Annotated in this window: 29 protein-coding genes and 1 riboswitch; of the genes, 3 read left to right on the top strand and 26 right to left on the bottom strand. The window is 71.8% G+C overall.

Annotated elements, in window-relative coordinates; genetic code table 11:
- The first annotated feature begins 30 nt into the window (after positions 1-30).
- Positions 31-417, top strand: a complete 387-nt coding sequence (gene gloA / locus K8638_RS28145) for a lactoylglutathione lyase (RefSeq protein WP_223757734.1) — start codon at positions 31-33, stop codon at positions 415-417.
- A 9-nt stretch (positions 418-426) separates the two neighbouring features.
- Here gloA and bluB read toward each other — a convergent pair whose 3' ends face one another.
- The 25 genes from bluB to K8638_RS28020 all read right to left on the bottom strand — a co-directional run bounded on the left by bluB (position 427) and on the right by K8638_RS28020 (position 22,500).
- Positions 427-1,170 (bottom strand): 5,6-dimethylbenzimidazole synthase, encoded by a 744-nt coding sequence (gene bluB / locus K8638_RS28140; protein ID WP_223757733.1) that lies wholly within the window; start codon positions 1,168-1,170, stop codon positions 427-429.
- Positions 1,167-2,645: a cobyric acid synthase gene (locus K8638_RS28135; RefSeq protein WP_223757732.1), complete on the bottom strand. Its 1,479-nt coding sequence runs from the start codon at positions 2,643-2,645 to the stop codon at positions 1,167-1,169. Before K8638_RS28135 ends, bluB begins: the two co-directional genes overlap by 4 nt.
- Positions 2,642-3,694, bottom strand: a complete 1,053-nt coding sequence (locus K8638_RS28130; protein ID WP_223757731.1) for a histidinol-phosphate transaminase — start codon at positions 3,692-3,694, stop codon at positions 2,642-2,644. The genes K8638_RS28135 and K8638_RS28130 overlap by 4 nt, the downstream gene beginning before the upstream one ends.
- Before the next feature lie 8 nt (positions 3,695-3,702).
- Positions 3,703-4,638, bottom strand: coding sequence for an adenosylcobinamide-phosphate synthase CbiB (gene cbiB, locus K8638_RS28125; protein WP_223757730.1), 936 nt, complete (start codon positions 4,636-4,638; stop codon positions 3,703-3,705).
- Positions 4,635-5,180 (bottom strand): bifunctional adenosylcobinamide kinase/adenosylcobinamide-phosphate guanylyltransferase, encoded by a 546-nt coding sequence (cobU, locus tag K8638_RS28120; protein WP_223757729.1) that lies wholly within the window; start codon positions 5,178-5,180, stop codon positions 4,635-4,637. The genes cbiB and cobU overlap by 4 nt, the downstream gene beginning before the upstream one ends.
- A gap of 82 nt (positions 5,181-5,262) precedes the next feature.
- Positions 5,263-5,958 (bottom strand): adenosylcobinamide amidohydrolase, encoded by a 696-nt coding sequence (locus tag K8638_RS28115; protein ID WP_223757728.1) that lies wholly within the window; start codon positions 5,956-5,958, stop codon positions 5,263-5,265.
- Positions 5,955-7,349, bottom strand: coding sequence for a cobyrinate a,c-diamide synthase (locus K8638_RS28110; protein WP_223757727.1), 1,395 nt, complete (start codon positions 7,347-7,349; stop codon positions 5,955-5,957). The genes K8638_RS28115 and K8638_RS28110 overlap by 4 nt, the downstream gene beginning before the upstream one ends.
- A gap of 3 nt (positions 7,350-7,352) precedes the next feature.
- The gene (cobO, locus tag K8638_RS28105) at positions 7,353-7,883 is read right to left on the bottom strand and encodes a cob(I)yrinic acid a,c-diamide adenosyltransferase (protein ID WP_223757726.1); all 531 of its coding nucleotides are present in this window, start codon (positions 7,881-7,883) and stop codon (positions 7,353-7,355) included.
- Positions 7,880-9,226: a uroporphyrinogen-III C-methyltransferase gene (cobA, locus tag K8638_RS45325; RefSeq protein ID WP_223757725.1), complete on the bottom strand. Its 1,347-nt coding sequence runs from the start codon at positions 9,224-9,226 to the stop codon at positions 7,880-7,882. The genes cobO and cobA overlap by 4 nt, the downstream gene beginning before the upstream one ends.
- Entirely contained in the window at positions 9,216-9,983 is a 768-nt protein-coding gene (gene cobM / locus K8638_RS28095) for a precorrin-4 C(11)-methyltransferase (protein WP_223757724.1), read from the bottom strand. The genes cobA and cobM overlap by 11 nt, the downstream gene beginning before the upstream one ends.
- A gap of 16 nt (positions 9,984-9,999) precedes the next feature.
- Positions 10,000-10,395 carry a precorrin-3B C(17)-methyltransferase gene (locus tag K8638_RS28090; RefSeq protein ID WP_223757723.1) on the bottom strand — a complete coding sequence of 132 codons (396 nt, stop codon included), beginning with the start codon at positions 10,393-10,395 and terminating at the stop codon, positions 10,000-10,002.
- 2 nt (positions 10,396-10,397) lie between these two features.
- Complete coding sequence (gene cobJ, locus K8638_RS28085) at positions 10,398-11,219, bottom strand: precorrin-3B C(17)-methyltransferase (RefSeq protein WP_223757722.1); 822 nt, start codon at positions 11,217-11,219, stop codon at positions 10,398-10,400.
- 80 nt (positions 11,220-11,299) lie between these two features.
- Positions 11,300-12,424 carry a cobalt-precorrin 5A hydrolase gene (locus K8638_RS28080; RefSeq protein WP_223757829.1) on the bottom strand — a complete coding sequence of 375 codons (1,125 nt, stop codon included), beginning with the start codon at positions 12,422-12,424 and terminating at the stop codon, positions 11,300-11,302.
- An 88-nt stretch (positions 12,425-12,512) separates the two neighbouring features.
- Entirely contained in the window at positions 12,513-13,280 is a 768-nt protein-coding gene (gene cobI, locus K8638_RS28075) for a precorrin-2 C(20)-methyltransferase (RefSeq protein WP_223757721.1), read from the bottom strand.
- Positions 13,277-14,533: a precorrin-6y C5,15-methyltransferase (decarboxylating) subunit CbiE gene (cbiE, locus tag K8638_RS28070; RefSeq protein ID WP_223757720.1), complete on the bottom strand. Its 1,257-nt coding sequence runs from the start codon at positions 14,531-14,533 to the stop codon at positions 13,277-13,279. Before cbiE ends, cobI begins: the two co-directional genes overlap by 4 nt.
- The gene (locus K8638_RS28065) at positions 14,530-15,171 is read right to left on the bottom strand and encodes a precorrin-8X methylmutase (RefSeq protein WP_223757828.1); all 642 of its coding nucleotides are present in this window, start codon (positions 15,169-15,171) and stop codon (positions 14,530-14,532) included. Before K8638_RS28065 ends, cbiE begins: the two co-directional genes overlap by 4 nt.
- Positions 15,172-15,176: 5 nt before the next feature.
- A complete protein-coding gene (locus K8638_RS28060; RefSeq protein WP_223757719.1) occupies positions 15,177-16,304 on the bottom strand; it encodes a cobalt-precorrin-5B (C(1))-methyltransferase in 1,128 nt (375 codons plus the stop codon).
- On the bottom strand, positions 16,301-17,017 hold the full coding sequence (locus K8638_RS28055) for an FAD-dependent oxidoreductase (RefSeq protein ID WP_223757718.1): 717 nt from the start codon (positions 17,015-17,017) through the stop codon (positions 16,301-16,303). Before K8638_RS28055 ends, K8638_RS28060 begins: the two co-directional genes overlap by 4 nt.
- 6 nt (positions 17,018-17,023) lie before the next feature.
- A complete protein-coding gene (locus K8638_RS28050) occupies positions 17,024-17,398 on the bottom strand; it encodes a DUF3209 family protein (RefSeq protein ID WP_223757717.1) in 375 nt (124 codons plus the stop codon).
- A 15-nt stretch (positions 17,399-17,413) separates the two neighbouring features.
- A complete protein-coding gene (locus tag K8638_RS28045) occupies positions 17,414-18,625 on the bottom strand; it encodes a CbiX/SirB N-terminal domain-containing protein (protein WP_223757716.1) in 1,212 nt (403 codons plus the stop codon).
- A complete protein-coding gene (locus K8638_RS28040; protein WP_223757715.1) occupies positions 18,622-19,452 on the bottom strand; it encodes an energy-coupling factor ABC transporter ATP-binding protein in 831 nt (276 codons plus the stop codon). The genes K8638_RS28045 and K8638_RS28040 overlap by 4 nt, the downstream gene beginning before the upstream one ends.
- Positions 19,453-19,501: 49 nt before the next feature.
- On the bottom strand, positions 19,502-20,098 hold the full coding sequence (locus K8638_RS28035) for an energy-coupling factor transporter transmembrane component T (protein WP_223757714.1): 597 nt from the start codon (positions 20,096-20,098) through the stop codon (positions 19,502-19,504).
- Positions 20,091-20,273, bottom strand: coding sequence for a hypothetical protein (locus tag K8638_RS28030; protein WP_223757713.1), 183 nt, complete (start codon positions 20,271-20,273; stop codon positions 20,091-20,093). The genes K8638_RS28035 and K8638_RS28030 overlap by 8 nt, the downstream gene beginning before the upstream one ends.
- A 29-nt stretch (positions 20,274-20,302) precedes the next feature.
- Positions 20,303-21,106: an energy-coupling factor ABC transporter permease gene (locus K8638_RS28025; protein ID WP_223757712.1), complete on the bottom strand. Its 804-nt coding sequence runs from the start codon at positions 21,104-21,106 to the stop codon at positions 20,303-20,305.
- A 28-nt stretch (positions 21,107-21,134) separates the two neighbouring features.
- Positions 21,135-21,354: riboswitch (cobalamin riboswitch) on the bottom strand.
- Between the two features lie 135 nt (positions 21,355-21,489).
- Positions 21,490-22,500, bottom strand: a complete 1,011-nt coding sequence (locus K8638_RS28020; RefSeq protein WP_223757711.1) for an AraC family transcriptional regulator — start codon at positions 22,498-22,500, stop codon at positions 21,490-21,492.
- 295 nt (positions 22,501-22,795) lie between these two features.
- Here K8638_RS28020 and K8638_RS28015 point away from each other — a divergent pair, with 295 nt between their 5' ends.
- Together K8638_RS28015 and K8638_RS28010 are read left to right on the top strand one after the other, a co-directional pair.
- On the top strand, positions 22,796-23,329 hold the full coding sequence (locus tag K8638_RS28015) for a nuclear transport factor 2 family protein (RefSeq protein ID WP_223757710.1): 534 nt from the start codon (positions 22,796-22,798) through the stop codon (positions 23,327-23,329).
- Between the two features lie 991 nt (positions 23,330-24,320).
- A complete protein-coding gene (locus K8638_RS28010) occupies positions 24,321-24,710 on the top strand; it encodes a helix-turn-helix transcriptional regulator (protein ID WP_223757709.1) in 390 nt (129 codons plus the stop codon).
- A gap of 114 nt (positions 24,711-24,824) precedes the next feature.
- Here the strand turns inward: K8638_RS28010 and K8638_RS28005 are convergent, their stop codons facing one another.
- Entirely contained in the window at positions 24,825-25,445 is a 621-nt protein-coding gene (locus K8638_RS28005) for a hypothetical protein (RefSeq protein ID WP_223757708.1), read from the bottom strand.
- Between the last annotated feature and the right edge of the window lie 18 nt (positions 25,446-25,463).

Genomic DNA, 25,463 nt, shown 5'->3' with positions numbered 1-25,463 from the left:
GCGGTGCGCCCGGGGCGTTATGAAGCGCGCATGAGAATCCTGCACACCATGCTCCGCGTTGGCGACCTGGAGAAGTCGCTCGACTTCTACACCCGCGTCATCGGGATGAAGCTGCTGCGCCGCCATGACTACCCGGATGGGAAGTTCACCCTGGCCTTCGTGGGCTTCGGCCCGGAGGACACCCACCCGGCGCTGGAGCTGACCTACAACTGGGGCACCTCCAAGTACGAGCTGGGCACCGCGTATGGCCACGTGGCGCTCGGTGTGGACGACATCCACGCCACGTGCGAGGCCATCCGGAAGGCCGGCGGCAAGGTGGTCCGCGAGCCGGGGCCCATGAAGCACGGCACCACGGTGATTGCCTTCGTCGAGGACCCGGACGGCTACCGCGTGGAGCTCATCCAGCAGGGCTCGTGACGGCGCGGACTACGGCGCATCGCCACCGCCGGAGCCGTGCCGGCCGGTAGGACTGGCGGTGACGAACGCTTCGGGCGCGGGCAGAGCCTCGGCGCGGTAGCACTCGTCGTGCACCGCGCTCGCGAGCGGCCGACGCGTGCGCCAGCCTGTCTCCTCCAGGAGAGGCCGGTCACCAAACGCGACCGGGTAGCCCACGCAGAGGTAGGCGATGGGCTCGACTCCCGGAGGCAGGCCCAGCTCGGCGCGCAGCACGCGCGGCTCGACGATGCTCACCCAGCCCACGCCCACGCCCTCCACGCGTGCGGCCAGCCACAGGTTCTGCACCGCGCAGCAGGCACTCCACCGCAGGGCCTCGGGCTGCGCGGTGGTACCCAGCACCGCCTCCTCCGTGGGACGCAGGTCCACCGTCACGCAGAGGTTGAGCGCGGACTCCTCGATGCCCTCCAGCCGGAGGGAGAGATATTTCTCGCGCCGCGCGGGAGAGAAGCGCGCGGCCTCCACCTCGCGGCACCGCAGGAAGCTCTGGCGGATGCGGGCGCGGCGTGCCCTGTCGCGCACCCGGATGAAGTCCCAGGGCTGCGAATAACCGACGCTCGGCGCCAGGTGCGCCGCGCCGAGGATGCGCTCCAGGACGTCGTCGGGAACCGCTACGCCTGGGCGGAAGTGCCGCACGTCCCGCCGCCGGGAGATGGCGGTGTAGACGGCCTCACGCGCCTCGGCGCTGAAGTCGGGTGGGAGGACGGCGGCGCTCACAACCCCACCAGCCGGTCCAGGTGCGCCATGTCGAGCGCCGCCTGGAAGTGGTCCGCGAGCCGCTCGTACGGGTCCACCACCGTCCCCACCGCGGCTTCCGCGCCGAGCGCGCGCACGAGGGCCCGGCGCACGCCGTCATTCTCGAACAGGCCATGCACCAGCGTCCCCGCCACGCTCCCCTCGGTGCAGCCCTCCTCCACACGCAACAGCTCGGGCCCGCGCCGCAGCAGCGTCCCGAACGCGTGTGCTCCGGGGGCCACCGTCACCCGGCCGCAGTGGATTTCGTAGCCGCGCGCCTCCTGCCCGCCCACGGACTCCAGCAGGGGAAGCCCCTCCGCGAGCCGCAGCACCACGGGCGCGGTGGCCTTCTCGCGCTCGAAGCGGGTGACGACGGGCAGCAGGCCCAGCCCCGGCACCTCGAGCTCCGGCGACTCGATGCCGAGCGGGTCGAGGATGCGCTCACCGAGCATCTGATAGCCCCCGCAGATGCCCAGCACCGCGCCGCCACTGCGCGCCCGCCGCACCACCGCCGCGGCGAGCCCCGTCCTGCGCAGCCACGCCAGGTCATTCGCGGTGCATTTGGTGCCGGGCAGGACCACGAGGTCCGCGCCCTCCAGTTCCTCGGGCCGCTCGCACCAGTGCACTTCGAGCCCCGGCTCTCGCGCGAGCGGCTCGAACTCGTCGAAGTTGGACAGGCGCGGCAGCCGCACCAGCGCCACGCGCGCCGAGCCCCGGCCCGCGCCCCGGGGCTTGAGGTCCAGCGAGTCCTCGCTCGCGATGCCGGTGTCGCCCAGGTGCGGCACCACGCCCGCCACCCTCACCCGGAGCCGCTCCTCCAGGAAGCGCACCCCGTCGTCGAACAGGCGCGGGTCACCGCGGAACTTGTTCACCACCAGGGCGCGCACCCGCTCACGCTCATGCGGTTCGAGCAGCTCGAGCGTGCCCACCAGCGCGGCCATCGCCCCGCCGCGCTCGATGTCGGTGACGAGCACCACCGGCGCATCCGCGCGCTCGGCGACCCACATGTTGACCAGGTCTCTCGACTTGAGGTTCACCTCCGCGGGACTGCCCGCCCCCTCGATGACGACCAGGTCGCAGTCGCTCCGCAGCGTGTCCAGCGCCCGCCCCACCACCTCGCGCAATTCGAGCTTGCGCTGGTGGAAGTCACGGAAGTGCATGCTGCCCAGCACCCTGCCCATCACCACCACCTGCGAGCCGCTCGTCGTCTCGGGCTTGAGGAGGATGGGGTTCATCTCCGCGCGCGGGCTCGTCCGGGCCGCCTCGGCCTGGGCGTACTGGGCCCGGCCAATCTCCGCGCCGTCCGGGCAGACGGCCGAGTTGAGCGCCATGTTCTGGCTCTTGAACGGCGCCACCCGGAGTCCACGCCGGGCATAGATGCGGCACAGCGCGGTGGTGAGCAGGCTCTTGCCCACGCTGGAAGCGGTCCCCTGGACCATGAGGGTGCGTGCCGTCATACGTTCTCCAGCGCGTGGGCGAGCGCCGCGCGCAAGCGGGGGTGCTCGGCTTCGGGGCGGACTCCGAGCCGTACATGGTGGGGAAGCCCGAGGCTCGTCGCATCGCGCACGCGAACACCCGCCTCGGCCATCCGCCGGGTGAAGCCCGGTGCGTCCCCCACCCGCACGAGGAGGAACGTCCCCCCTTCGGCGTCCACCCGTGCCCCCACCGAAGCGAGCAGCGCGGCCTGCGAGGCACGCAGCCGCGTCACCTCGGCCTGGATTCCGGGCAGCAGCAGGGGAAGCACCTCGAGCGCCACCCGGCCCGCGGCGAGCGCCGGTGAGGACACGTTCCAGGGCGGGAGCGCGGCACGCACGGCGCGGGCCACCTCGGGTGAGGCCACGAGGTAGCCGAGCCGCACGCCCGGCAGGGCGAGCACCTTGGTGAGCGAGCGCACCAGGGCCACGTTGGGCCCGGGGGTGAGTCCCTCCTCGCCGGGATGGAGGGGCAGATAGGCCTCGTCCACCGCGAAGAGAGTCTCGGGGTGGGCGCGCGCGGCCTCCTCCAGCGTCTGGCGCGGCACCAGCGCGAGGCAGGGATTGGAGGGACGTCCCACGAAGACCAGCGAGGGGCGGTGCGCGCCGAGCGCGGCGAACAGGCGTTCCGCGTCCCACCGGAAGGGAGGCCCCTCGGCCACGAGCGTGGCGAGGCGTCCCCCCGAAGCGCGCACTGCCTGGGCGTACTCACCGAAGGCCGGAGTGAGGACGAGGGCCTTCCGCCCGGGGCCGACGAAGGCGCGTGCGAGCGCCCACAGCAACTCCGCCGAGCCGTTCCCCGCGACGACGGCGTCCGCCACGACACCGTGCGCGCGGGCCGCCGCCTCGCGCAGGGGGAGTGCACTCGGGTGCGGGTAGCGGGTGACGTCCGCCGAGCGCAGGGCGGCGAGCACGGCCTTGGGAGGCGGCAGGGGGCAGACACCGGTGCTGAAGTCCACGAGGCCGCTGCCCGCGTCCCCGCCGTGTGGCGCCGGTGGAAGGTCGAGCAGCTCGGGTCGAGGGAGTGGGCGCATGGCGTGCTTCAGCCTCCCCACAGCAGGAAGACGAGGAGGAGCGAGGCGAGCGCGCCCAGGAGGCTGGCTCCCACCATGAGCCGCACCGTGCGCGCGATGTCGCCCGTGCCCGGCAGCCGGCCCTCGGCGCCGAGCCGGTAGTGGCCCACCTTCTCCAACTGCACACCCAATGCACCGGCCACTGCCGCCATGGGCCTGCCCGCGTTGGGACTCTCGGTGCGCGCACCGTCGCGCCACCAGCAGCGCAGCGCGCCGATGACGGAAGCACGCCCCAGGGGGGCCACCAGCACCAGCAGCGCGGCGGTAAGACGCGCGGGAACGAGGTTGAGGACATCGTCGAGCCGGGCACCGGCCTTGCCCAGCCACTCGTACTCGCCGCGATAGCCGACGAGTGCGTCGAGCGTATTGGCGGCCCGGTAGGCGAGCGCCGCGGGCACGCCGCCCAGCGCGAAGAACAGGAGCGGCGCGACGGCGGAGTCCGAGGTGTTCTCCGCCACCGACTCCACCGCGGCGGCCGATAGCAGCGAGGGCGTCAGCTCCGAGGTGTCCCGCGAGACGAGGCTGCGCAGGCCCAGGCGCGCACCGGCGAGGTCACCCGCCTCCAGCGCACGCTCCACGGAGAGCCCCGCCTCGGCGAGTGCCCGCACCGCGAACGCGCTCTTGAGCAGGTACACCTCCGCGAGGAAGTGCAGCGCGGGCACCGGAGCGAGCCCGCGCAGGAGCAGCCACGCGCCCCCACCGAAGACGAGCGGCCCCAGGAGTGCCATGAGCAGCCCCCACAGGAACGCGGGCAGCGGGGCACGCGGGGCCCGGCGTCGCAGCGCGCGCTGAAGCCGGCCCATCCACACCACGGGGTGCATCCGGGTGGGCGGCTCACCGAGGAGCGCGTCCCAAAGGAGGGCGAGCGCGAGCACCACGCTCGCGTGCAGGGCGCCTCCCGTCATGGCGCCGCCTCCACCACCAGGGGCGAGGGCTTGAGGCGCAGGAGCAACCCGAGCGCGCCGAAATACACCTCATCCGCGCACGCGGCGAGCCGCTGGTGCGCGCCGCCCGACACGTCCCGGAACACCCGGCCGAGCGGCGTGTCCGGCACCACGCCCATGCCCACCTCGTTGGTGACGAGCACCGTGGCCCCCGGGCGTGCGCGCAGCACCGAGGTGAGCCGCTCTACCTCCGCGAGGATGGCCCCGGCCGTGTCCCCGCGCAGCAGCAGGTTGGAGAGCCACAGGGTGACGCAGTCCACCACCGCCACGTCGGAAGTGTCTGCTTCGAGCCGCTCGCACAGCGCCACGGGTTCCTCGACGGTGATGAAGCGTCCTTCCCGTTCGGCCTGATGGCGCCGCGCTCGCTCGCGCATCTCGTCGTCGAAGGCCTGGGCGGTGGCGAAGTAGGTGCGATGCGCGCCCAGCTTCTCGGCGAGCCTCAGCGCGAAGGCGCTCTTGCCCGAGCGCACGCCTCCGCCCACGAGGATGATGCGTGCGCTCATCGCTGCCTCCACCGGGTGGGCCACGCCGCGGCGCGGCTCCTGCCCGTGCTCACGCCGCTGCACCCGCGAGTGATGCACGTGCTCATCGCAGCCCCCGCTCGGCCAGCCACGCGTGAGCCCCCCGGGCCACCGCCTCGTGCACCGCCGCGCCCAGCGAGGCACCGAGCGCCGTGTGTTTGCCCACCCAGCGCTCCGGCGTGGGGCCGGCCTCCGGCGCCGCCACCACGATGCAGTCGGTGCCGGTGCCCGTCGCGGGGCGGAGCGAGCGACGCGACGGGAAGCGCGCCTCGACCAGCGCCGCGGTTCGGGCCTCGGCGGCGATGGAGACAGCCTCGACGAGCGCGCCCTCCCCGACTGGATGCGACAGCACGCACAGCAGGTTGATGGTGCCCACACTCCGCCGGAGCGGCCCGGGTGAATCGCCGATGGCGAGTGCATTGCCCAGCCCGACCGTGGCCACGCACCGCGCCGAGTACGCGCCGTGCGCGCGTGTGACGTCCTCGTAGCGAGACAGGTCACGCGAGGTGAGCAGTCCCACCGCTCCGGACAGGCCCCGCGCTTCGAGACTGCGGGAGAGCAGCAAGGCCGGGTCGACCTCGGGCCCCAGCTCCGCGTCCGTCACCTGGCGCCACGCCACCTCGCTCGCGCGCGTACGCCCGCCTCGATGCACGGCCCATGAAAGGACGGCATGAGGCGCGCCGAGCCGCACCACGAGGAGCCCTCCCTCGAGGTGAGGCACGGACGCGTCGTCCGGACCTGTGATTGCGAGCGCGCTCATCTCGCCCCCTCATGAAAGGCACACGCGCTCCGCACGAAGCCCTCGGCCGCGAGCGGATTGGATGCCCAGTGCGCATGCACGTAGGAGGCGAGCACGTTGTCCGGCCCATACCCCTCCTGATGCGTGGAGTCGCCGCGCCGCCGGCGCACCCGGAGCGCGCCACCGTCCGAGGGAGCACCCTCGAGCGTGGAGTACCGGAACTGGTGGCCACGAAAGCGCAGCCCCGCGCCGCCGAGCACCGTGCGCCGCGTCGTCTCCACCTCCACATAGCCGAGCGCCTGCAGCCTGGGCGCCATCACCGCCACCCCTGGCACCAGGCCCACCATCTCGTGCATCCGTCCATCGAGCGTGCGCAGCGCCTGGGCGAGGTACATCATCCCCCCGCACTCGGCGTACACAGGGCCACCCGCCCGGGCGAACGCGCGCACGGCCTCACGCATCGGCGCGTTCCGGGCGAGCGCCTCGGCATGAGCCTCCGGGTATCCACCCCCCAGATAGAGGGCATGAACCTCCGGAGGCAGCGCCCCGTCGCGTACCGGGCTGAACGGCACCAACTCCGCGCCCAACGCCTCCAGCCGCCGCAGGTTGTCCTCGTAATAGAAGTGGAAGGCCTCGTCCCGGGCCACGGCGATACGGCACACCGGTGCCACCGCCCTGTGCACCGAGGCTTCGGGCACGGTCCCATCGAGAGCGCCCGCGCTCGCGGCGAGCCGGAGCACACCGTCCACGTCGCACCACTCGGGCGCGAGCGCCCCCCACCCTTCGAGCCGTTCGGGAGGCAAGCCTCCCTCCTGCGCGGTGACGAGCCCCAGGTGCCGCTCGGGGAAGGCCAGCTCGGGCCGCTCCGGAAACCCGCCCACCACGGGCGTGCCGGTGCCCACACAGGCGCGCTGCAACAACTCCAGGTGCCCGCGGCTGCCCACGCGGTTGGCCCACAACCCAACCACGCGCACCTCGGGGTGGAAGCTCGCGAGCCCATGCCCGATAGCGGCGATGGTGCGCGCCATTCCGCTCGCATCCACGACAGCGAGCACCGGAGCCCCGAGCCACCGAGCCACCTGCGCGGCCGAGCCGTCATCCGTGTCCGCCGAGGCTCCGTCGAAGAGGCCCATCACCCCCTCGATGAGGGCCACGTCGGCGCCCCGGCTCGCACGCGTGAACGTGCCCACCACCGCCTCACGCCCCATCATCCAGCCGTCGAGGTTGTGGCACGGCGCGCCGCTCGCGCGCGCGTGGAACGTAGGGTCCAGGTAGTCCGGGCCACACTTGAACGTGGCCACCTCGAGCCCACGGGCCCGCAGTGCCCGGGTGAGGGCCACCACCGTGGTCGTCTTGCCCACGCCGCTGGCGGTGCCAGCGACGACGATGCGGGGAATGCCGGAGCCACTCATCGCCTAGAAGTCCAGTCCGGGCTGCGCGGGCAGACCCTTCGTGAAGGGGTGGCGCACCGCGCGCATCTCCGTGATGAGGTCAGCGCGTTCGAGCAGCGGCTCGGGCGCATTGCGGCCGGTGACGACAACGTGCACGTGGGCGGGACGCCGGTCGAGCGTTGCAAGCACCGCGTCCACGGACAGCCAGCCGTAGTTGAGGCAGTACGTCAGCTCGTCGAGCACGACGAGCCCGTGCTCACCCGAGCCGATGAGCCGCGCGGCCTCCTCCCACGCCGCCTCCGCCGCGCGCTTGTCGCGACTCAGGTCATCACTCTCCCAGGTGAAGCCGCGCCCCATGGTGAGGAAGACGAGCCCGGGAATCGTCTCCGCGTACAGCCGCTCGCCCGTCTTCCACTTGCCCTTGATGAACTGCACCACCGCGGGCTTGAGGCCGCGCCCGAGCGCGCGGAACACCGCGCCCAGCGCCGCCGTCGTCTTGCCCTTGCCATCGCCCGTGTAGACGACGAGCAGCCCCCGCGTCTTCGCGTCCGTCATGCCGCCACCTCCGCCGCAAGGCCACGCGCACGCGCCTCGAACCACCGCAGCCGCTCGCGCAACCGGACCACCTCGCCCACCACCACCAGCGCCGGGGGGCCAATGAGGCCGCGCGCCTCCACCTCGGCCGCGAGGCTCGCCAGCGTGCCCACCACTACCGTCTGCTCGGGCGTGGTCGCCGCCGCCACATAGGCCGCGGGCGTATCCGCCGCCCGCCCGCACGCGACCAACCGCGCGAGGTTCGCCTCCAGCTTCCGCGTCGCCATGTACAGCACCAGCGTGCCGGCGGCGGCGCCGAGCCGGGCCCAGTCCGTGTGACTCGAAGGCCCCTCGATGTCGTGCCCGGTGACGAACGTCACATCCGAGGCGTACTCACGATGGGTGAGCGGAATGCCCGCATACGCCGCGGCCCCGAGTGCTGCGGACACTCCCGGCACCACCTCGAAGGGAATGCCCGCGTCGAGAAGCTCCTCCGCCTCCTCGCCGCCCCTGCCGAAGATGAACGGGTCGCCCTGCTTGAGCCGCGCCACGTGCCGTCCCGCGCGCGCGTGCTCCAGCACCGCGGGATGGATGCGGTAGCCGGCCTGCTTCGCCCCCTGGTTCCGGTGGCCCACCGAGACGCGCTCGGCTCCCGGAGGCAGCGAGGCGAGCACCGCGGGCGCGACGAGCGCGTCGTAGGCAATCACATCCGCGCTCGCGAGCACCTCCCGCGCACGCAGCGTGAGCAACCCCGGGTCACCGGGCCCCGCGCCCACCAGTGAGACGAGCGGCCCACGGCGGCGCGACAGGCGAGCGAGCGCGTCCAGGCAGGATGCGAGCCGCTCCTCCACCGTACGCAGCCGGGAGGGAACCTCGATGAGGCGGGAGGGAGACACGTGCCGGCGCAGGAGGGCCTCCAGCACCAACTGGTAGCGCAGCTCCTGGCCGGGACTCGTGCTCCGCACCCCGTCCTGTTCGTACGGCAGCACGCCGTGGGGCAGCAGGAAGACGGCGTCATAGGCGCCGCCACACGTGGTGGCCGCCGCGAGCAGCTCGGGTGCCTCGGGTGCACACCCGTGGTGAAGCGCATAGGCGGCGAAGTCGAGCGCGCAGTTGTCCGCGACGAAGCCGCCGGGGTGGGCGTCTTCCGACACGAGGCGCTCGCGCCACATGCCCTCCAGGGCCCGGGCCGCCTCCTGGGGCGAGCGCTGCTCCAGCCGCACACCCGTGCTCGACAGGTAAGCGCGCATCTCCTCGGGGACGAGCGGCAGCGAGAGCGCACCGGACAGCGCCCGGGCGAGCGCCGTCTTGCCGGTGGACGCCGAGCCCGTCACCGCGAGCCGCGGGGCCGAGTCACGACGCACGGTCGGTCCCCCGGCGGAAACGATGGGTGAAGCCCGCGTCGTACAGGCGTGAGTTGGCGAAGTCCTTCGCCTCCAGCACCTCGCCCACCAGAATCATCGCGGTGGCGGTGATGCGCGCCTCGCGCACCTTGTCACCGATGTCCGCGAGCGTGCCGCGCACCACGCGCTGGTCCGGCCAGGTGGCGCGCTGCACCACCGCCACCGGGCACGTCTCCCCGTACGCGGGCGTCAACTGCGCCACCACGTCGCGGATGAGATTCACGGACAGGAACAGGCACATCGTCGCGCGGTGGCGTGCCAGGTCCTCCAGCTTCTCCAGCGGAGGCATGGGCGTGCGCCCCTCGGCACGCGTGAGGATGACCGTCTGGGAAAGCTCGGGCAATGTGAGCTCCCTGCCGAGCGCCGCCGCCGCGGCGGTGAAGCTGGAGACCCCCGGAACGATTTCGTACTCGATGCCGAGCGCCTCCAACTGGCGCATCTGCTCCGCGGTGGAACCGAAGATGCTCGGGTCCCCGGTGTGCACACGCGCCACGTCCTCGTCGCGCGCATGCGCCTCCTTGAAGACCTCGACAATCTGCTCCAGCGTCATCCCCGCCGAGTCGAGCACCCGCGCGTTGGGAGCGGCGCGAGCGATGACCGCCTCCGGCACGAGCGAGCCCGTGTAGAGGACGACGGGGCAACGCTCGACGAGCCGTGCGCCCTTCACGGTGATGAGGTCGGGGTCTCCGGGCCCCGCGCCGATGATGTAGACCTTCATTGCAGGACCTCTCCCTTCAGGAGCACTTGAGGACGCCGTCGCGCACCACGTTCCACACGGCGGCCGGCATCTGCCCGAGCCAGCGAGCGTCGGTGCGCGGCTCGGCCTCGCCCTGGGTGACGAGCCGCCACAGCCGCTCGGACACACTCGCGTTGCGGTGGATGACGAGCCGCTCGTGAAGGAGCATGGCGAGCGGCTCGCCTTCCACCTCCAGCACGAGCAGCGGTGTCGTCACTTCCACCGGGCGCACGGGAGAGAGGCGCACGAAAGGCGTCCCCACCCCGGGCAGCCGCGCCGGCGGCTCGAAGCCCGCCGCCGCCCAGTCACACGGCTCCTTGAGGTCGCCCACGAGGAAGAACTCGCCCTGCGTCTCGGCCAGGAGCGCCCCGGCCAGCCGGCCCACGCGCGCCATGCTCAACCCTCCTCCGCCACGACGAGCGAGCGGCCCGGGCGCTGGCCCGGCAGCACGTCACCATCGAACGTGTACTTCCGCGTGTAGCCGCGCGGCGTCACCATGTAGCCCTCGAACATGAACGTCTGGCTCGAGCCCACGATGACCGTGGTGAGCATTCCAATCTCGTAGTCGAGCAGGTGGTCCAGGTCGGTGAGGGCCACCTTCTCGCCCTCGCGGTAGGCGCCCTTCACCAGCGCCACCGGCGTGGTGCCCTCGCGGTAGCGGCGGATGATGGACTGCGCCTCGACAATCTGCCGGGTGCGCCGGCCGCTCGCCGGGTTGTAGAGCGAGATGACGAAGTCGGCCGCCGCGGCTGCCTCGATGCGCCGGGCGATGGTGGCCCACGGCGTGAGCAGGTCGGACAGCGAGATGGTGCAGGAGTCGTGCACCAGCGGCGCGCCCACACGTGAGGCACAGCTCGACGCGGCGGTGATGCCGGGAATGAGCCGCAGCTCGGGTGAGTCCCCGCGCTTCCAGCCGATGTCGCGCAGCACCTCGAAGACGAGGCCCGCCATGCCGTACACGCCCGCGTCTCCGGAGGAGACGAGCACCACCCGGGCGCCGGCGCGCGCGCGCTCCACCGCCGAGCGCGCCCGGCCAATCTCCTCGGTCATCCCGGTCTGCACCACCTCCTTGCCGTCGAGCAGGTGGCGCACGAGCTGGATATAGGTCCGGTAGCCCACCACCACCTCCGCCTCGCGGATGGCGGCGAGCGCGGCGGGAGTGGCATGGGCTCCATCGCCCGGGCCGATGCCCACGACGGACAGGGTTCCCTCAGACACGCGGGACCTCCTTGTGAGTGGCGAATGGAATGGGCGAGGCGGCGAACGTCATCGACCGGCCCTCGCCCCTCAGGGCGCCCTCAGACATGCTGGGACTCCCCGCGGGTGGCGAAGGGGATGCGCGCGGCGGCGAAGGTCATCGACCGGCCGGCGCCATCCTCGGTGTAGACCTGCTTGGTGACCAGCAGCTTGGAAGCGCCCGAGGCAAGCAGCGCCGCGGGCTCGCTCACTCCGCGCGTGCCCACGTGCCGCTTCACCGTGTCCGAAGGAGTGGGCACCTCCACCGCGTCGAGCCGGGCCGCCGGGAAGGTGACGAGCTCCCAGCCGCGCGCCGCGCACAACTCCAGGAGGGCTGGCTCGTCCGCCTTCACGTCGATGGTGGCCACCGCCTTGACGGACAGTGGGGAAAGCAGGTGCCGGGCGAGCAGCGCATCCACACCGCGCGAGACGAGCGCGGAGGGCGTGTTGCGGTCGCACCCCAGCCCCAGCACGAGTGACCGGGGCCGGTACACCACCGCGTTCTCCCAGTGCGCGCGGTGCGTCTCCTTCAAGTCCCGGTCGCTCGCCACGAGGAGCACTTCCCACGCGGAGGGGTCCACACCGTCCAGCGAGGTGGCGTACCCGACGCCCGGTGGCAGTGCCTTGTCGAGCGGCCAGAAGTCCGGCTCGCCCGTCTCCTGCACGAAGAGGACACGCGTCTCGTTGACCACGGCGGCGCAGCCGCGCGTCACGTTCCGGTCCGGGTCATCGAGCCGCCAGCCCTTCTCGCGTCCGAGGATGTCCACGGTGAGGGTGCCGCGCACGTCGGATGCCGTGGTGACCACGGACGTGGCACCGAGCGCCTGCGCCACCCGGTCCGTGAAGGCATTGCCGCGCCCCACGTGGCCCGACAGCACGCAGATGCTGAAGCGCGCCGCGTCGTCCACGCACACCACCGCCGGGTCCACCTTCTTGTCCTCGAGGAGTGGGGCCACCATGCGCACCACCGCGCCCACGGAGATGATGAAGACGTGGCAGTCGTACGCGGTGAAGGTCCGCCGCAGCGTGGGCCCCATCGGCAGAGCGAGCGGCAGCGCGCCGGGGGCCGCCTTCGCGAGCAACTTCTCCGATACGTACACGTCCGCGCCGGGCAGCGCCTCGGAGAGCCTGCGCGCGATGTCCAGCCCGTGCAGGGTGATGGCGTAGACAGCAAAGGGCTTGCGCATCGTCACGGGGTTTCCTCCTCGGAGCGCACGCCTGCGAGGCCCAGCCCGTCCATGACGATGGCATTCGCCGCGAATGGCTCGCGCGCCGTCACGGGGTGGCCTCCGCGAGCGCGGCGACCGCGCGGCCGGCAAGCACGCCGCTGCGCTCCTTCTTCGCCACCATCACCATGGAGAAGTAGTCGCACTTGTCATTGCGGATGCTGCGCAAATCCCGCACCACGCGCTCGGCGCCCGCGCTGGCCCGCGACACGTACACGGCCCGGTCCAGCAGCCCCTCCTGCTCCAGCGCCGCCACCACCTGGGGCATGACACTGCCCACCTTCATCAGGAGCACGGTGTCGAAGTCGCGCAGCACGCGCGCGAGGTCCTCCACGCCGTACGTCGCGGGGAGCACGGCGATGCGCTCCTGCCCGTCAGCGATGGGCTGCACCACGGCGGCCGGCACCGCGGTGACGGAGGACACGCCGGGCACCACCTCCACCCGCGCGCCAGGGAAGTGCTCGGGCGCGGCTTCCAGGAGGTAGATGAAGGTGCTGTAGACGAGCGGGTCTCCCTCGGAGATGAAGGCCACGCGCTTGCCCGCGGCGAGCCGGGGCGCGAGCTCCGCGAACGCCTTGGCCCAGGCGGGCTTCAACCGCTCGGGGTCCTTGGTCATCGGGAAGGTGAGGAACAGGCGCTCCTGGCCCGGCACCTCGCCCACGTTCCCCTTCGCGATGCGCCACGCGAGCGACTCATCGAACTCCGAGCGGCGGGGAATGGCGATGCAGTCCGCCTCCCGCAGCACGCGCACCGCCCGCAGCGTCATCAAGTCCGGGGCCCCGGGGCCCACCCCCACGCCCACCAGTACGCCACTCATCGGTTCTCCTCCGAAACCTGCGCCGGCTTGCTCGCCGAGAAGAGGTGGATGGGGTTGTGCGCGTCGTAGCGCTGGTAGCGCGCGAGCGGCTCGCCCCGGGCCACGTTGACCAGCAGCACCTCGGGCTCCACGCCCTGCTCCTTGAGGCCCGCGTACACCTCGGCCACGTTCTCCAGGGTGACGGCGTTGGCCACCAGCCGCCCGCCGGGCCGAAGACGGGCGAAGGCCACGTCGAGGATGTCGCGCATGCTGCCCTTGGAGCCGCCCACGAAGACGGCGTCCGGGTCGGGCAGGCCGGCGAGCGCCTCGGGAGCGCGCCCTTCGATGATGCTGAAGTTGTCCGCGCCGTGGGCCAGCGCGTTCTCCCGGCACAGCGCCACGCCCTCCGGGTCCACCTCCACGCCGTACACGTGGCCTCCCGGCGCGAGCAGCGCCGCCTCGATTCCCACCGAGCCACTGCCCGCCCCGACGTCCCACACCACGCTGTCCTCACGCAGCCCGAGCAGCCCGAGCGACAACAGCCGCACCTCGCGCTTGGTGATGAGTCCCCGCTTCGGCACGCGCTTCGCGTACGCCTCCTCCAGGAGGAAGGGCACGCGCGGAGGGGGCCGCCAGCTGGGGGCGGTGCGCAGGAGCACGAGGACGTTGAGCGGGTCCACGTCCTCACACCCGGCGAGCGCGTCCAGCGAGAAGGGGCGCACCCGTTCACCCGGGTTGCCCAGCCGCTCGCAGACCCACGCGGTGAAGCCCGCCTGTCCATGCGCGAGGAGGTGGCGCGCGATGACGGGAGGCGTGTTGATTCCATCGGTGAGGAGCGCGGCCTTGGCCAGTCCCCGCAGCCGGGAGCACAGTCCGGTGAGCGGCCGCCCGTGGAACGACAGCACCTGGGCGTCCTCCCAGGCGACCCCGATGCGGGCGAACGCCAGCTGCACGCTGGACGGATGGGGAACGAACTCCACCGCGTCCGCGCCCACCTTCTTAGCCACGAGCCCGCCGATGCCGAAGAAGAGCGGGTCGCCCGACGTGAGCACGCACACCTGGTGCTCGTTCGCGAGCTCCGCCACCCGCTCCAGCGCGGCGCCGAGGCCGCCCTTGAGCACGATGCGCTCTCCCGTGAACTGCGGGAAGAAGGCGAGGTGGCGCTCGCCCCCCACCAGCACCTGGGCCCGGGCCACCGCGTTGGCCGCGCGCGCGGACAGCCCCGCACACCCGTCATCCCCCACGCCCACCACCGTGACGGCCGCGCGCCTCATGACGTCCCCTCCCGGGTCAGCAGGAGCAGCGCGTGCACGATGGCGACCGCGATGGTGCTGCCGCCCTTGCGCCCGCGCGTCACCACGTGCGGCACCGGCAGCCCGAGCAGCACCTCCTTGGACTCGGCGGCGGACACGAAGCCCACCGGCACGCCGACGACGAGGCCCGGCCGCAGCCCCTCCTCGCGCACCAGCCGGGCCACCTCCAGGAGCGCGGTGGGCGCGTTGCCCACCAGGATGAGGGCGCCTTCGAGCAGCCCCAGCCGGTGCGCCTTGCGCATGGCCTCGATGGCCCGCGTGCTGTTGCGCGCCCGGGCCTCCTCGATGACGTCCTCGTCGGAGATGAAGCAGTGTGTGCGGCAGCCATGCGCCGCGAGCCGCTCCTCCGCGAGGCCCGCCAGAATCATCTTCACGTCCGCCACCACGGGTGCACCGCGCCGCAGGGCCGCCACGCCCGAGGCGATGGCGTCCGGCGAGTAGCGCACGAGCTGGCTGAACTCGAAGTCCGCGGTGGCGTGGATGACACGGCGGACCACCTGCCACTCGGCGGGCGGGTGAGCGTGCGCGCCCGCCTCCTGGTCGATGATGGAGAAGCTCTCGTCCTCGATGCGACGGCCCAGGGCCGTCAACTGGCGCATGTCGCTCACGCTGCCTCCTCCTGCCGCGGCGGCGCCGGGTGCTGCCCCAGCAACGTGCCGTTGAAGTCCACGAGATACGCGCGCACCTGGGGCCCAGCCCCCGCGTGCCGCGCGAGGTGCTCCACCACGCGCTGGCACACGCGGGTGGTGATGTCGGTGAGTCCCCGGGCCGCGCACAGCTCCAGCACGTGGCGCGCGGTGTTGGCCCCCTCCACCTCGCGCACGAGCTCGTCCGGAGCGCCCGACTCGCGGGCGAGCTGCGCGAGCAAGGCCATGTTCACGTCGGAGCCGGCCGCGTGCGTCTGCAGCTTCCCATCGGCCATCTTCGACAGCTTGCCCATCATCCCCACGACGTGGATGCGCTCGGCCTTCACCCGGGCCGAGTGCTTCACGCCCACGCCGATGAAGTCCCCCACCTGGATGAAGGCCTCCTCGGGGAGGTGGGGCAGGAGCTCCATCGCGTACTTCTCGCTCTTGCCCCCGGTGGTGAGGACCAGGTCGGCGTTGCCGCGGTGGCGCGCCACGTCGATGGCCTGCACCACGCTCGCCTTGTAGGCGGCGGTGGAATACGGGCGCACGATGCCGCTGGTCCCCAGGATGGAGATGCCACCGAGGATGCCCAGGCGCGCGTTGAGCGTCTCCTTCGCCATCTCCTCGCCGCGCGGCACGTGGATGACGACTCGCGCACCCGTGCCCTCGGGAAGCTCCTCGCGCACCATGTCGATGATGTTGCGCCGGGGCACCGGGTTGATGGCCGGGCCGCCCACCTCCAGCCCCAGCCCCTCCTTCGTCACCACGCCCACCCCCTGCCCGCCCGCGAGCGTCACCTGGCCATCACCGGTGAGGCGTGCCTCGGCGACCAGCTCGGCGCCGTGGGTGCAGTCCGGGTCGTCGCCGGCGTCCTTGATGACGCTGCACACCGCGCGCTCTCCGTCCGACTCGCACCGGTGCAGCGCGAAGGTGACGCGGTCGCGGTTGGGCAGCATCGTCTCCACCTCGGTGAGCGCGCCCCCTCGCACCAGCACCCGCACCGCGGCCTTGGCGGCGGCCGCCGCGCATGCGCCGGTGGTGAAGCCGGTCCGGGTGCCGCGCTTGTCGCGCGGCGGCACGAGGGGAGGCGCGCCCTGACTCATGCCGCCGCCTTGCGCACCGGAGGGTTGAAGAAGGACTCGAGCCGCACCGTGCCCTCCGCCATCCCGAGCGAGTGCAGCTCGGTGCGCAGCGGAGCGAGCACCGCGCCGTCGCCCGACAGGTACACGCGCTCGGGAGCCTGGACGGCGGCGTGCGGCAGCACCTCGGCGCGCAAGGCCTCCAGCCGCTCCGGATGGCCCACCGGCGGCAGGGTCCCCAGCTCGGGCGCGAGCCCCGCCATCTGCTCGACCGATTCGGAGGGAAAGAAGCCGAAGCCCTCCGGCCGCAGCCACAGCAGCTTCGTCATGGAGCGGTGGGGCGCGAAGGCGCGCGCCCGCAGCAGCCCCACCGCCGCGGTGATGCCGCTGTCGGTGGCGACGAGCAGCGTGCTCCGGGGCTGCGCGTCCTCGGGGAGGAAGCTGCCCCACGGGCCACTGAAGGAGAACACGGCGCCCGGCGCCGCCGAATGCAGCACGAAGGAGCCGGGCCCGTGCTGGTACACGGCGAGCTGGAAGCGGCGCTGCCCTGAATCCGCGCTCACCAGCGAGTAGGCGCGCTTGTGGCGCCGGCCGTCCTCACGCTCGATGCCGGTGTCCACGATGACGTACTGGCCGCCCACGAAGCCCAGGGGCTCCCCGGCCTCGAAGGTGAGCAGTCGCCCGCTCGTGCCCAGGGGCACGGAGGCGAGAAGGCGTGCGGTGCGTGCGGTGGCCATGAGTCGCTAGTCGCGCGGGTACAGCTCGTGGGTGAAGTCGTGCAGCTCCTCGAGGCCGCGCCACAGCGACGTGAGGGAGTCCACGTGGCGCTGCAGCTCCAGCTCCACGCCGCGGGTAAGGACCAGCAGCGTGCGCAGGTAGGGCAGCTTCGGGTCGTCCGCCCGGGTCCCGGCCACCTTCTCCTGGAGCCCCACGAGCGCGGACGCGAAGAAGCGCTGCAGCTCGGCGAGGTCCTTCGCCCGCGCGAGCGAGCGCAGGACGCCGGGCGCCTCGGCCGCGGAGCCCAGCTCGGCCAGCTCGTGCTGGCGCTCGGCGGCATCGTCGATGCCGAGCACGTTCATCAGGGACAGCCGCAGCGCGGCCAGTTCGTGGCAAGCCATGTTCAGCCTCCTCGTTCAGCTCATGATGTTGTCGACGAGCCGGCCCACCAGCCGGTCGCCCACCAGGTGCTCGTCCACGAGCTCCCCGGCGTCCGCCTCCGTCACGCCGCGGTACCAGACGCCATCCGGATAGACGGCGACGGTGGGCCCCTCTCCGCAGCGGCCCATGCAGCTCGTGCGTGTCACGCGCACGGTGCGCGCCTTGCCGAACACCTTGAGGCGCCTGCGCACCGCGTCCAGCAGTCCGAGGCTCCCCCGGTCCGCGCAGTCCGCGTTGCCGCAGATGAGGACGTGCTTCTCCAGTGCGCGGTGCGCGTGCGGGTGGGGTGCCGCCTGGGTGTGCGTCTCCCGGTGGCGGATGCTCCACAGGAGCGCGCGCAGCCCGCCCACCTCGCGTTGCAGGCCCGCGAGCGGCACCCGGTACTGGCACGTGTCACAGGGGAGGGGCGCTCCGCCCGCGAGCGCGTCCTCGATTCGACGCTCCACGTGCGCGAGGAGCGGCTCCGTGGGTCCGTCCCAGAGGTGGGGAGCGAGCTCCGCGCGAACCCACGGGTAGCGCTCGCCAAACCGCGCCACCTGCTCGCGCACCTTCTGGAGCAGCAGGCCGGTGAAGAGCAGGTAGGGCACCACCACCACGCGCTCGGCCCGGGCGCGCGCGAGCAGGTCGAGCGCCTCCTCCAGCTTGGGCGTGGTGACACCGACGAACGCGGGCACCACCTGGGCAAGGCCGCGGCCCTCGGCGAAGAGGCGCGTGAGCTTGACGAAGTCACCATTGGCATCCGGGTCGGACGAGCCGCGCCCGAGCATCACCACCGCCGTCTTCGCGGCCACGTCCACCGGGAGCGGCCCGCCCACCGCCGCCTCGAAACGAGCGTGGGCGAGCTGCGCGAGCGAGGGGTGCACCCCGAAGGCCTGGACCGCGACGAAGCGCACGGCGGGATGCCGCTGGCGGACGAGGGTCAGCGCGAGCGGGATGTCGTTCTTCACGTGGCGCGCGGTGAAGAGGAACAGCGGCACCACCAGCACCTCGTCCACCTCGGCGGCGAGCGTGTCGAGCGCCTCCACGAGCGGGGGCGGAGTGAGCTCCACGAAGGCGAGCTCCACGCGCCAGTCGGGCCGGCGGGCGCGGAAGGCCTCGGCGAAGGCGCGCACCTCGGCCAGCGCGAGCGGGTCGCGGCTGCCATGGCCCACGAGGAGCACACCGCGGCGGGCAGCGGGAGTCGTCACGAGCGCACCTCGAGGAGCGGACGCAGGCGCTCGGCGGCCGCGTCCAGCGTGAGAGGAGCGGGAAGGACGGGGCTCCCGAGCCGGCCCCACAGCTCCAGCGCGGCGGGGGGCCGCAACCGCGCACGCGCGAGCAGGTCCGCATCCGCGAAGGCCCGCTCCGGCGCACCGAAGGCGAGCAGCGTGCCCTCGCCGAGCACCGCCACGCGGTCCGCGAAGAGGGGCACCTCGTCCACCGCGTGGGTGGCCACCAGCACCGCCGCCTCTGTCTCGCAAGCCACGCGGCGCAGGAGTCCGGCCGCCTCGCGCTCCCCCACCGGGTCCAGTCCCGCGGTGGGCTCATCGAGCAACAGCACCCGTGGCTTCAGCGCGAGCACACCCGCGAGGCAGGCGCGCTTCTTCTCACCGAAGCTCAACTGCTCCACCTCTCGCGCGCCGAGCCCATCCAGGCCCACCGCGGAGAGCGCCGCCCCGACACGAGCCTCCACCTCCGCAGTGCCCAGGCCCCGCGCCCGGGGACCCGACGCGACGTCTTCCTCGAGCGTCGCGCCGAAGAGCTGGTCGTCGGGATTCTGGAACGCGAGCGCCACCCCGGCCGCCGCGCGCGCCGCGGCCCCTCTCCCAAGCGGCACTCCGTCGAGCAGCGTCCGCCCTCCCCGCTCGGCAAGGAGCCCCATCAGCGTGCGCAGCAGCGTCGTCTTCCCACAGCCATTCGCCCCGAGGAGCGCCACGACCTCACCGGCCTGAACCTCGAGCGATACGCGGGTGAGGACCGCGCGCGTCCCCCCAGGCCCGGCACTGACCGCCTCCACGCCCAGACGCACCGTCATGGCCGGCCCCCGGCCCTCGTGCCGGCTGCCACCTTGCCCGGACGCGCCGTCACGGCCGGCCCCCCAGGCCGCGCGCGGCACGGGCCTCGGCGGTGGCACACGCCTGGTCGAAGGCGCGTACCAGCGTGAGCCCCGCCAGCGCCCCCATCGAGCCGAGCGCCCGGCGCATGCCGCCGTAACCGCCGCGCACCAACTGCGCCTCGCGCGCGGTGCGCGCCGCCCCCTCGAACACGCGGGCATAACGCGCCGAGAGCGCGAGCAACTCCGTGAACACCTCCGGTACGCCCAGTCCCCGGAGCGCACGCGCGAACACCCACGGAGGCGTCAGGTGCGAGAAGAGACCAAAGACGGCGACCCCCGCCGCCATCCGCGCCCCGAGCACGAATCCCGCCTCTGCTCCAGCCCGGGTGCCGAGCGCCACGTGCAGCGCCGCCGCGAGCCCTCCCGCCACCAGCGCGGCCCCGAACCCGCGCACCACCCGCGCGGGAGCCCTGCCCCACGCGAGCCCGAGCGCCCCCGCGCTCAACGCCACCGCGAGCGGCGTCCACGGCAGCGGCCCGCCCAGTCCCACGGCGAGGAGCGCGAGCGCGAAGCCAAGCGTGAGGCGCGCATCGAGCACGCGCACCCACAAGGGAGGCTCACGCACCACGGCGGCCTCCCTCCACGAAGAGCGCGCGGTAGCCGTAGCCCAGCACCCAGCCGCCAACCAGCCCCGCCATGAGGAAGGCGAAGAGGAGCACGTCGCCCTCGGGCTGCGGGAAGAGCGGCGCGGGCGTGCGCCCCGCCGCCTCGGCGTACGGGCGCACCACGTGCTCGTCCACACCGGGCCAACCTTCAGGGGTGGCGCCCGTCACGAGGACACCGGGGTGCGCGCGGCGCCGAAGGCGAGCAGCGCGGGACGGCGGCGCGCGATGAAGGCGACCGCCCCCGCCGTCAGCGCCCCTTCCAGCAACCCGAGCGGCAACTGGGTGGGAACGAACGCGAGCGCGACGGCGCTGAACGCGCGGCCGAGCCCTTCGTCTCCGTGCAGCGCGGAGGCAAGCTCGAAGGCGGTGGTGGCATACGTCGCCCAGTCCGCGGCCAACCCCGCGGCGAAGGCCGCCACGGGCAGGGACGCGCCGAGCCCGCGCAGGCCCCGGAAGGCGAGCCAGCCCGCGAACCCACCGACGACGCCCATGCTCCACACGTCCGCGCCCAGCGTGGTGAGTCCCCCGTGCGCGAGGAAGAGCGCCTGCAGCAGCAGCGCCACCAGCGTGACGAGCACCGTGAGCAGGGGGCCCACCAGCACGGCGGCGAGCCCGGTACCCACCGGATGGCTGCACGTGCCCGCGGTGGGCACCGGCACCGGCATGCAGGAGATGACGAACACCGCCGCCGCCAGCATCGCGAGGAAGGGGCCGAAGACGGGGTCCCCGGCCGAGCGCAGGCGCAGCGTGCGAATCCCGAGCGCGAGCAGCGGCAGCAACGCCAGCGTCCACCCCGCGGCCCAGGGCAGCGGCAGCACGCCCTCGGCCAGGTGCATGGCATGGGCGCACGCGGGCGCCAGCAGCAGCGCGGCAAGCGCGAGCGGCGCTCCGCGCACACGGGACAGCAGACGGTCATCAACGGGAGCGGGCCGGCACGTGCCGTCCCAACGCCCATGCACCCAAGGCATGGCAACCTCCTCTCAGTCCACGGAGAGGGTCAGTCATTCAGCCTGGGGTAGGTCTCCTGGCTCATGGGTGCGAGAGACTCCTCGTTCGAGGAGGACTCCCGCGCCGCTTCCGCCTTCCCGGATGCATCGCTGCACCCAGTGGCACTTCGTGGAAGCGGCCTCACCCACTCACAGTGGCGGGACCGCGCCGGATTCACACCGGCTTCCCTGTTATGCCCGTCATGGGCACCCAAGGCGGCGATTCAGTTGTGGGCGCGCAGATAGCGGAGCCGCGAGGCACTTGTCAACGCACACCCCGTCCGACAGCATGAATGCACCTGCAACACAGATGCATTCAGACCCGGCCGTCGTGTCAGTGCGCGACCTTCAATATGGATGCGGGCTCAGCTTCCCGACACCGCTCGCAGCACCGGTTGCTGGGCGGCGGCCTTCGCCGCATGGCTCGCGCTCAGGTGCCCGCTCGTCCCTTGGCTGGAATGGCCCGCCGAGCGGTAGCGGCCGGGGGCCACCCGGAGGTAGCGCTGGAACGCCTTGCCGAACCCCGTCGGAGAGTCGTACCCGACGCGGGTGGCGACCTCGTCCACGGACTCGCTGGTGGTCTTCAGAATCTTGGCGGCCAGGCTCATCCGCCAGCGCGTCAGGTACTTGAGCGGAGGCTCCCCCACCAGTTCCACGAAGCGCCGGGCAAAGGCCGCTCGGGACAGGGCGACCTTCGCGGCCAGGCTCTCGACCGTCCAGGGAAGCTCCGGGTTCTCATGGATGAGCGAGAGGGCCCGGCCAATCTGTGGGTCCCTCAGCGCGCCGAACCACCCACCGGCGCCCACCGGCTGGCTCTCCATCCAGGCCCGCATGATGAAGACGAACAGGCTGTCCACCAGCCGGGGAATGACGATTTCCGACCCCGGCAGCTTGCGGCCCGACTCGTGCGCGAGCAGCCAGACCAACGCCTGGAACTGGCCGCTCTCCTCGGAGTAGTCGACGTGCAGGCGGATGAGCTTCGGCAGCAGCGCCAGGAGCGGATGCTGTCCGTCCTGCTCGAACTCGTACGCCGCGCACAGGAGGACCGTGGTGTCGGAGGAAGCGGGCTGCGGCATCGAGGCGAGCCGCTCCTTCATCCGCGCCAGCTCCTGCTCCCAGGGCTGCGCCACCGTGGTGGGGTCGTCCGTCAGATAGTGGCGGACCCCACTGCCCACCAGCACCACGTCGCCCGGCATGAGCCGCATCGGCTCCGGCTCACCTTCCAGCCGCAGCCAGCACACCCCGCGCTGCACGAGATGAACGGCCGTCTTCGTATGGGCGTCGATGTCGAGCCCCCAGGGCGCCATGAGCTCCGACTGACAGAGCATCGTGTTGCCAAGCTGGGTCACCCCCAGCACGTTCGCGAGTACGTCCATGGATTCCACCTCGACGGATTCCGCCTCAACAGCCACGGCGGAGAATAGCCCGTTGATTCACGAATCTACGGCGCCAAGACGATTGGACCGAAAAGCGAGCGTTTCGGTCATTGTTCGTCGCATTTGTCGCCCATAGTATAGACCCCATCAACCCACTCGCACAGTCCCTGCGTTCTCGCCGGGGAGTGCGTGGGATGAGTGATCTCGCGTCCATACGCGAACCGACCAGGACAGCGCACACCCATAGGCCATGAGTGCCCGGGCATGCGTCTGCCTCACACCTCAGGAGCACCACATGAAAGCACATCTCTGCCTGTCCGCAATCGTTCTGGCTCTCTCCCTCACCACCACGGCCGCGGCTGAGGGCAAGGCCCAGCCCGCCTCCACCCCCGCAAAGAACAAGACCATGACCAACACCACCACCGCCAAGAGCGCCGCTGACGTCGTGAAGGGCTTCTTCGAGGCCTTCGGCAAGGGCGACTCCGAGGGCGTCATCAACTCCTTCCACCCCGAGACCAGCATCACCGCGGTCCGCAAGGGCGAGCGCAAGGGTGACCAGCTCTACGGCTCCTACTCCGGCACCGAGGGCGCGAAGGCCTTCCTGACCAACATGGGGAAGAACTTCGACACGAAGGCGTTCTCCGTGGACCACGTCATCGGCGAGGGCAACGTCGCGTTCGCGAGCGGCGCCTTCGTTCACAACATCCGCACCACCGGCAAGCCCTACGCCAGCGACTGGGCGCTGAAGGTCATCGTCAAGGACGGCAAGATCCTCGAGTACCACTTCTACGAGGACACCGCGGGCTTCGTCGAGGCCAGCAAGAAGTAATTCGAAGTTCTCGCGCCGCGTCCCGCGCTCATGCGCGGGGCGTGGCGTTTTGTCGTGTTTGAAGACACACGCTCGTGTGGCAGCGGTCCTGGGGAGGCCCGCCTCACAAACGTCCGTGTGTTGACCGGTGTATGCCGTTTTGAAACACAAGCGTCATGTGAAGCCAGGGGAATGATTGTGTAGGACCACGCTCCAGCAGGACCGGAGCCGTGTCACCAGCCAGCGGTAAGGGGGCGGCTGCCAGGGGCTTCTGCAAGGAGTTGCGAGAAGCCCACCAGGAAGAGTCTCTGCTCGCGCGGCGGATGCCCGCGTGTCAGTGCTTTCTCCAGCAGCCCGTGCAACTCGGGGAGTTCCATCCGTGGGAACGACGACGGTGAGCGAAGGCGCGCGGGCAAGCAATGCTTGCACGTCGAGAGCCGCGCACCGATTGACACGGATGTCGAGCGCCCCGGGGCACAGCCAGGTGCTCCACGCGAGCGCCATCCACGCCCGGCCGCCACCACCCATACAACCTCACGCATGCCCCCGCCCGCTCGAAGGACCGAGGCGGCGGCAGCGCCATGCTTTGCGGGCCCGCGACGGTACATCCGAATCGCGGGCGGAGTCGTACATCCCCGCCAAACAATTAATTCGGTAAAAGAATGGGAAAATAGCTCGGGCGTTTAATACGTGATATTATGCAGTGCGCAACAACTCACCATGATGGGAAGAAAAGGAGGGCTCATGGCGCGTGTCGTTTCTCAAGTCCCGGTGTTCAAAGACATGGTTCCTCAGCAGCTCACACAGCCGGTTCTGGTGGGCCTGGTGGGTTCTTCTGAGAGTGTGCATCCCGGCCTCGAACTCGCTTCGAGCTGGAGTCGCCGGGTGAGCGGGTAAACACGGTGGGGGGGAAAGGGGGAAGCTTGAAAAAGCATGAATGGAGTAGACGCGTTTCACGGTCCGAGTCTTCGGCCCCAGGCGCGTATCCAAGCGCACTTCTGGGGAGGTCGCTGTGATTGCTCAAGACACGTTGATGATGGCGCAGGAGGCCGCCCGAGCGGCCGAGCAGCGGCCCGTGGCCAATCCGCTCCTCGCGGGGGGAGCCGCTGATTCTCGGGACCGGCTGTTGGACATCGCGATGGCCTACGCGCGGCGGAAGCGCTTGAGCTCGCGAGAGTGCGAGGTCTTCACGCGCTTCGTCTCGCAAGGGAAGACCAGCAAGGAAATCGCCGCGGAGCTGGGCATCGCCTACCCGACGGTGAAGCTCTACTGGACCCGCATCTACCGGAAGCTCGGTTGCGAGGACGCGGTGGGAGCGCTGGTCGCCTTCGTGCGGGAGGTGACGCTGAACATCCCAGGCGAGCTCTACGAGCTCTACATGTTCCAGCCGCCGCCGACCTGAGCCGGGGCTCGGGACGTCCGCGAGGACGGGCCGCGAGCTGCCACCGCTGTTTCGGGGCAGCTCGCCGCCAACACGAAGCAAAGGGGCGGGGCGGAGCGCCCCTCCCCTGTCCACTCAGAGCCGCGACCAGTTGGACGTCGCCACCGCGCCGAGCACATAGCGGCCGGCGTGGGTGGTGAGCTCCTGGTACGCGGGCGCCTTCAGGCCCTCCAGGTACTTCTCGAAGGGGCACGAGAACTGCGCCAGGAACAGGGCGCCGGGCTCGGTGCTGAGCACGGAGTGGTAGGCCGCGAAGCCCTCCACGTGCTCCTGCGCGCGCACGTGCGGGAAGAAGGCGTCGCGGCGCCAGGCCTGGTACTCGTCCAGCTTCGGCGGCGCAATCTCCATGCGGTTGAGCTGCAGGTTGGCGCCGCTCGGCACCGGCGACGCGGACGGCTTCACCACGTCGCGCAGCGCGTGAATCTGCCGGCGGTAGTCCACGGCCAGCCGGGGCCGGACGAGTGACTCAGTCTCCCGCCACGAGGCGTCGCCCAGCAGCTCCCCGAGTCCGGAGAGCTCCGGGAGGGCCACGAACTCCATCAGCCGGTCGCCCCCCTCGTGCTTGTAGACGCTGCGGGGGAAGCGCGCATCGGTGGGCCGTGGCTGGCGCACGATGTCGGCGACACCCTGCAGGTCCTGCGCGGCCATCTTCATGTAGTTCAGCAACAGGAAACGCGCGGGTCCCTGTGAGGTCATCGGTTCAGTCTCCTTCAT

The sequence above is a fragment of the Myxococcus sp. RHSTA-1-4 genome (assembly GCF_020037125.1).
Taxonomy (GTDB): domain Bacteria; phylum Myxococcota; class Myxococcia; order Myxococcales; family Myxococcaceae; genus Myxococcus.
The sequence above is the reverse complement of the archived record's forward strand: the minus strand, read 5'-3'. Positions and strand labels throughout refer to the sequence as shown.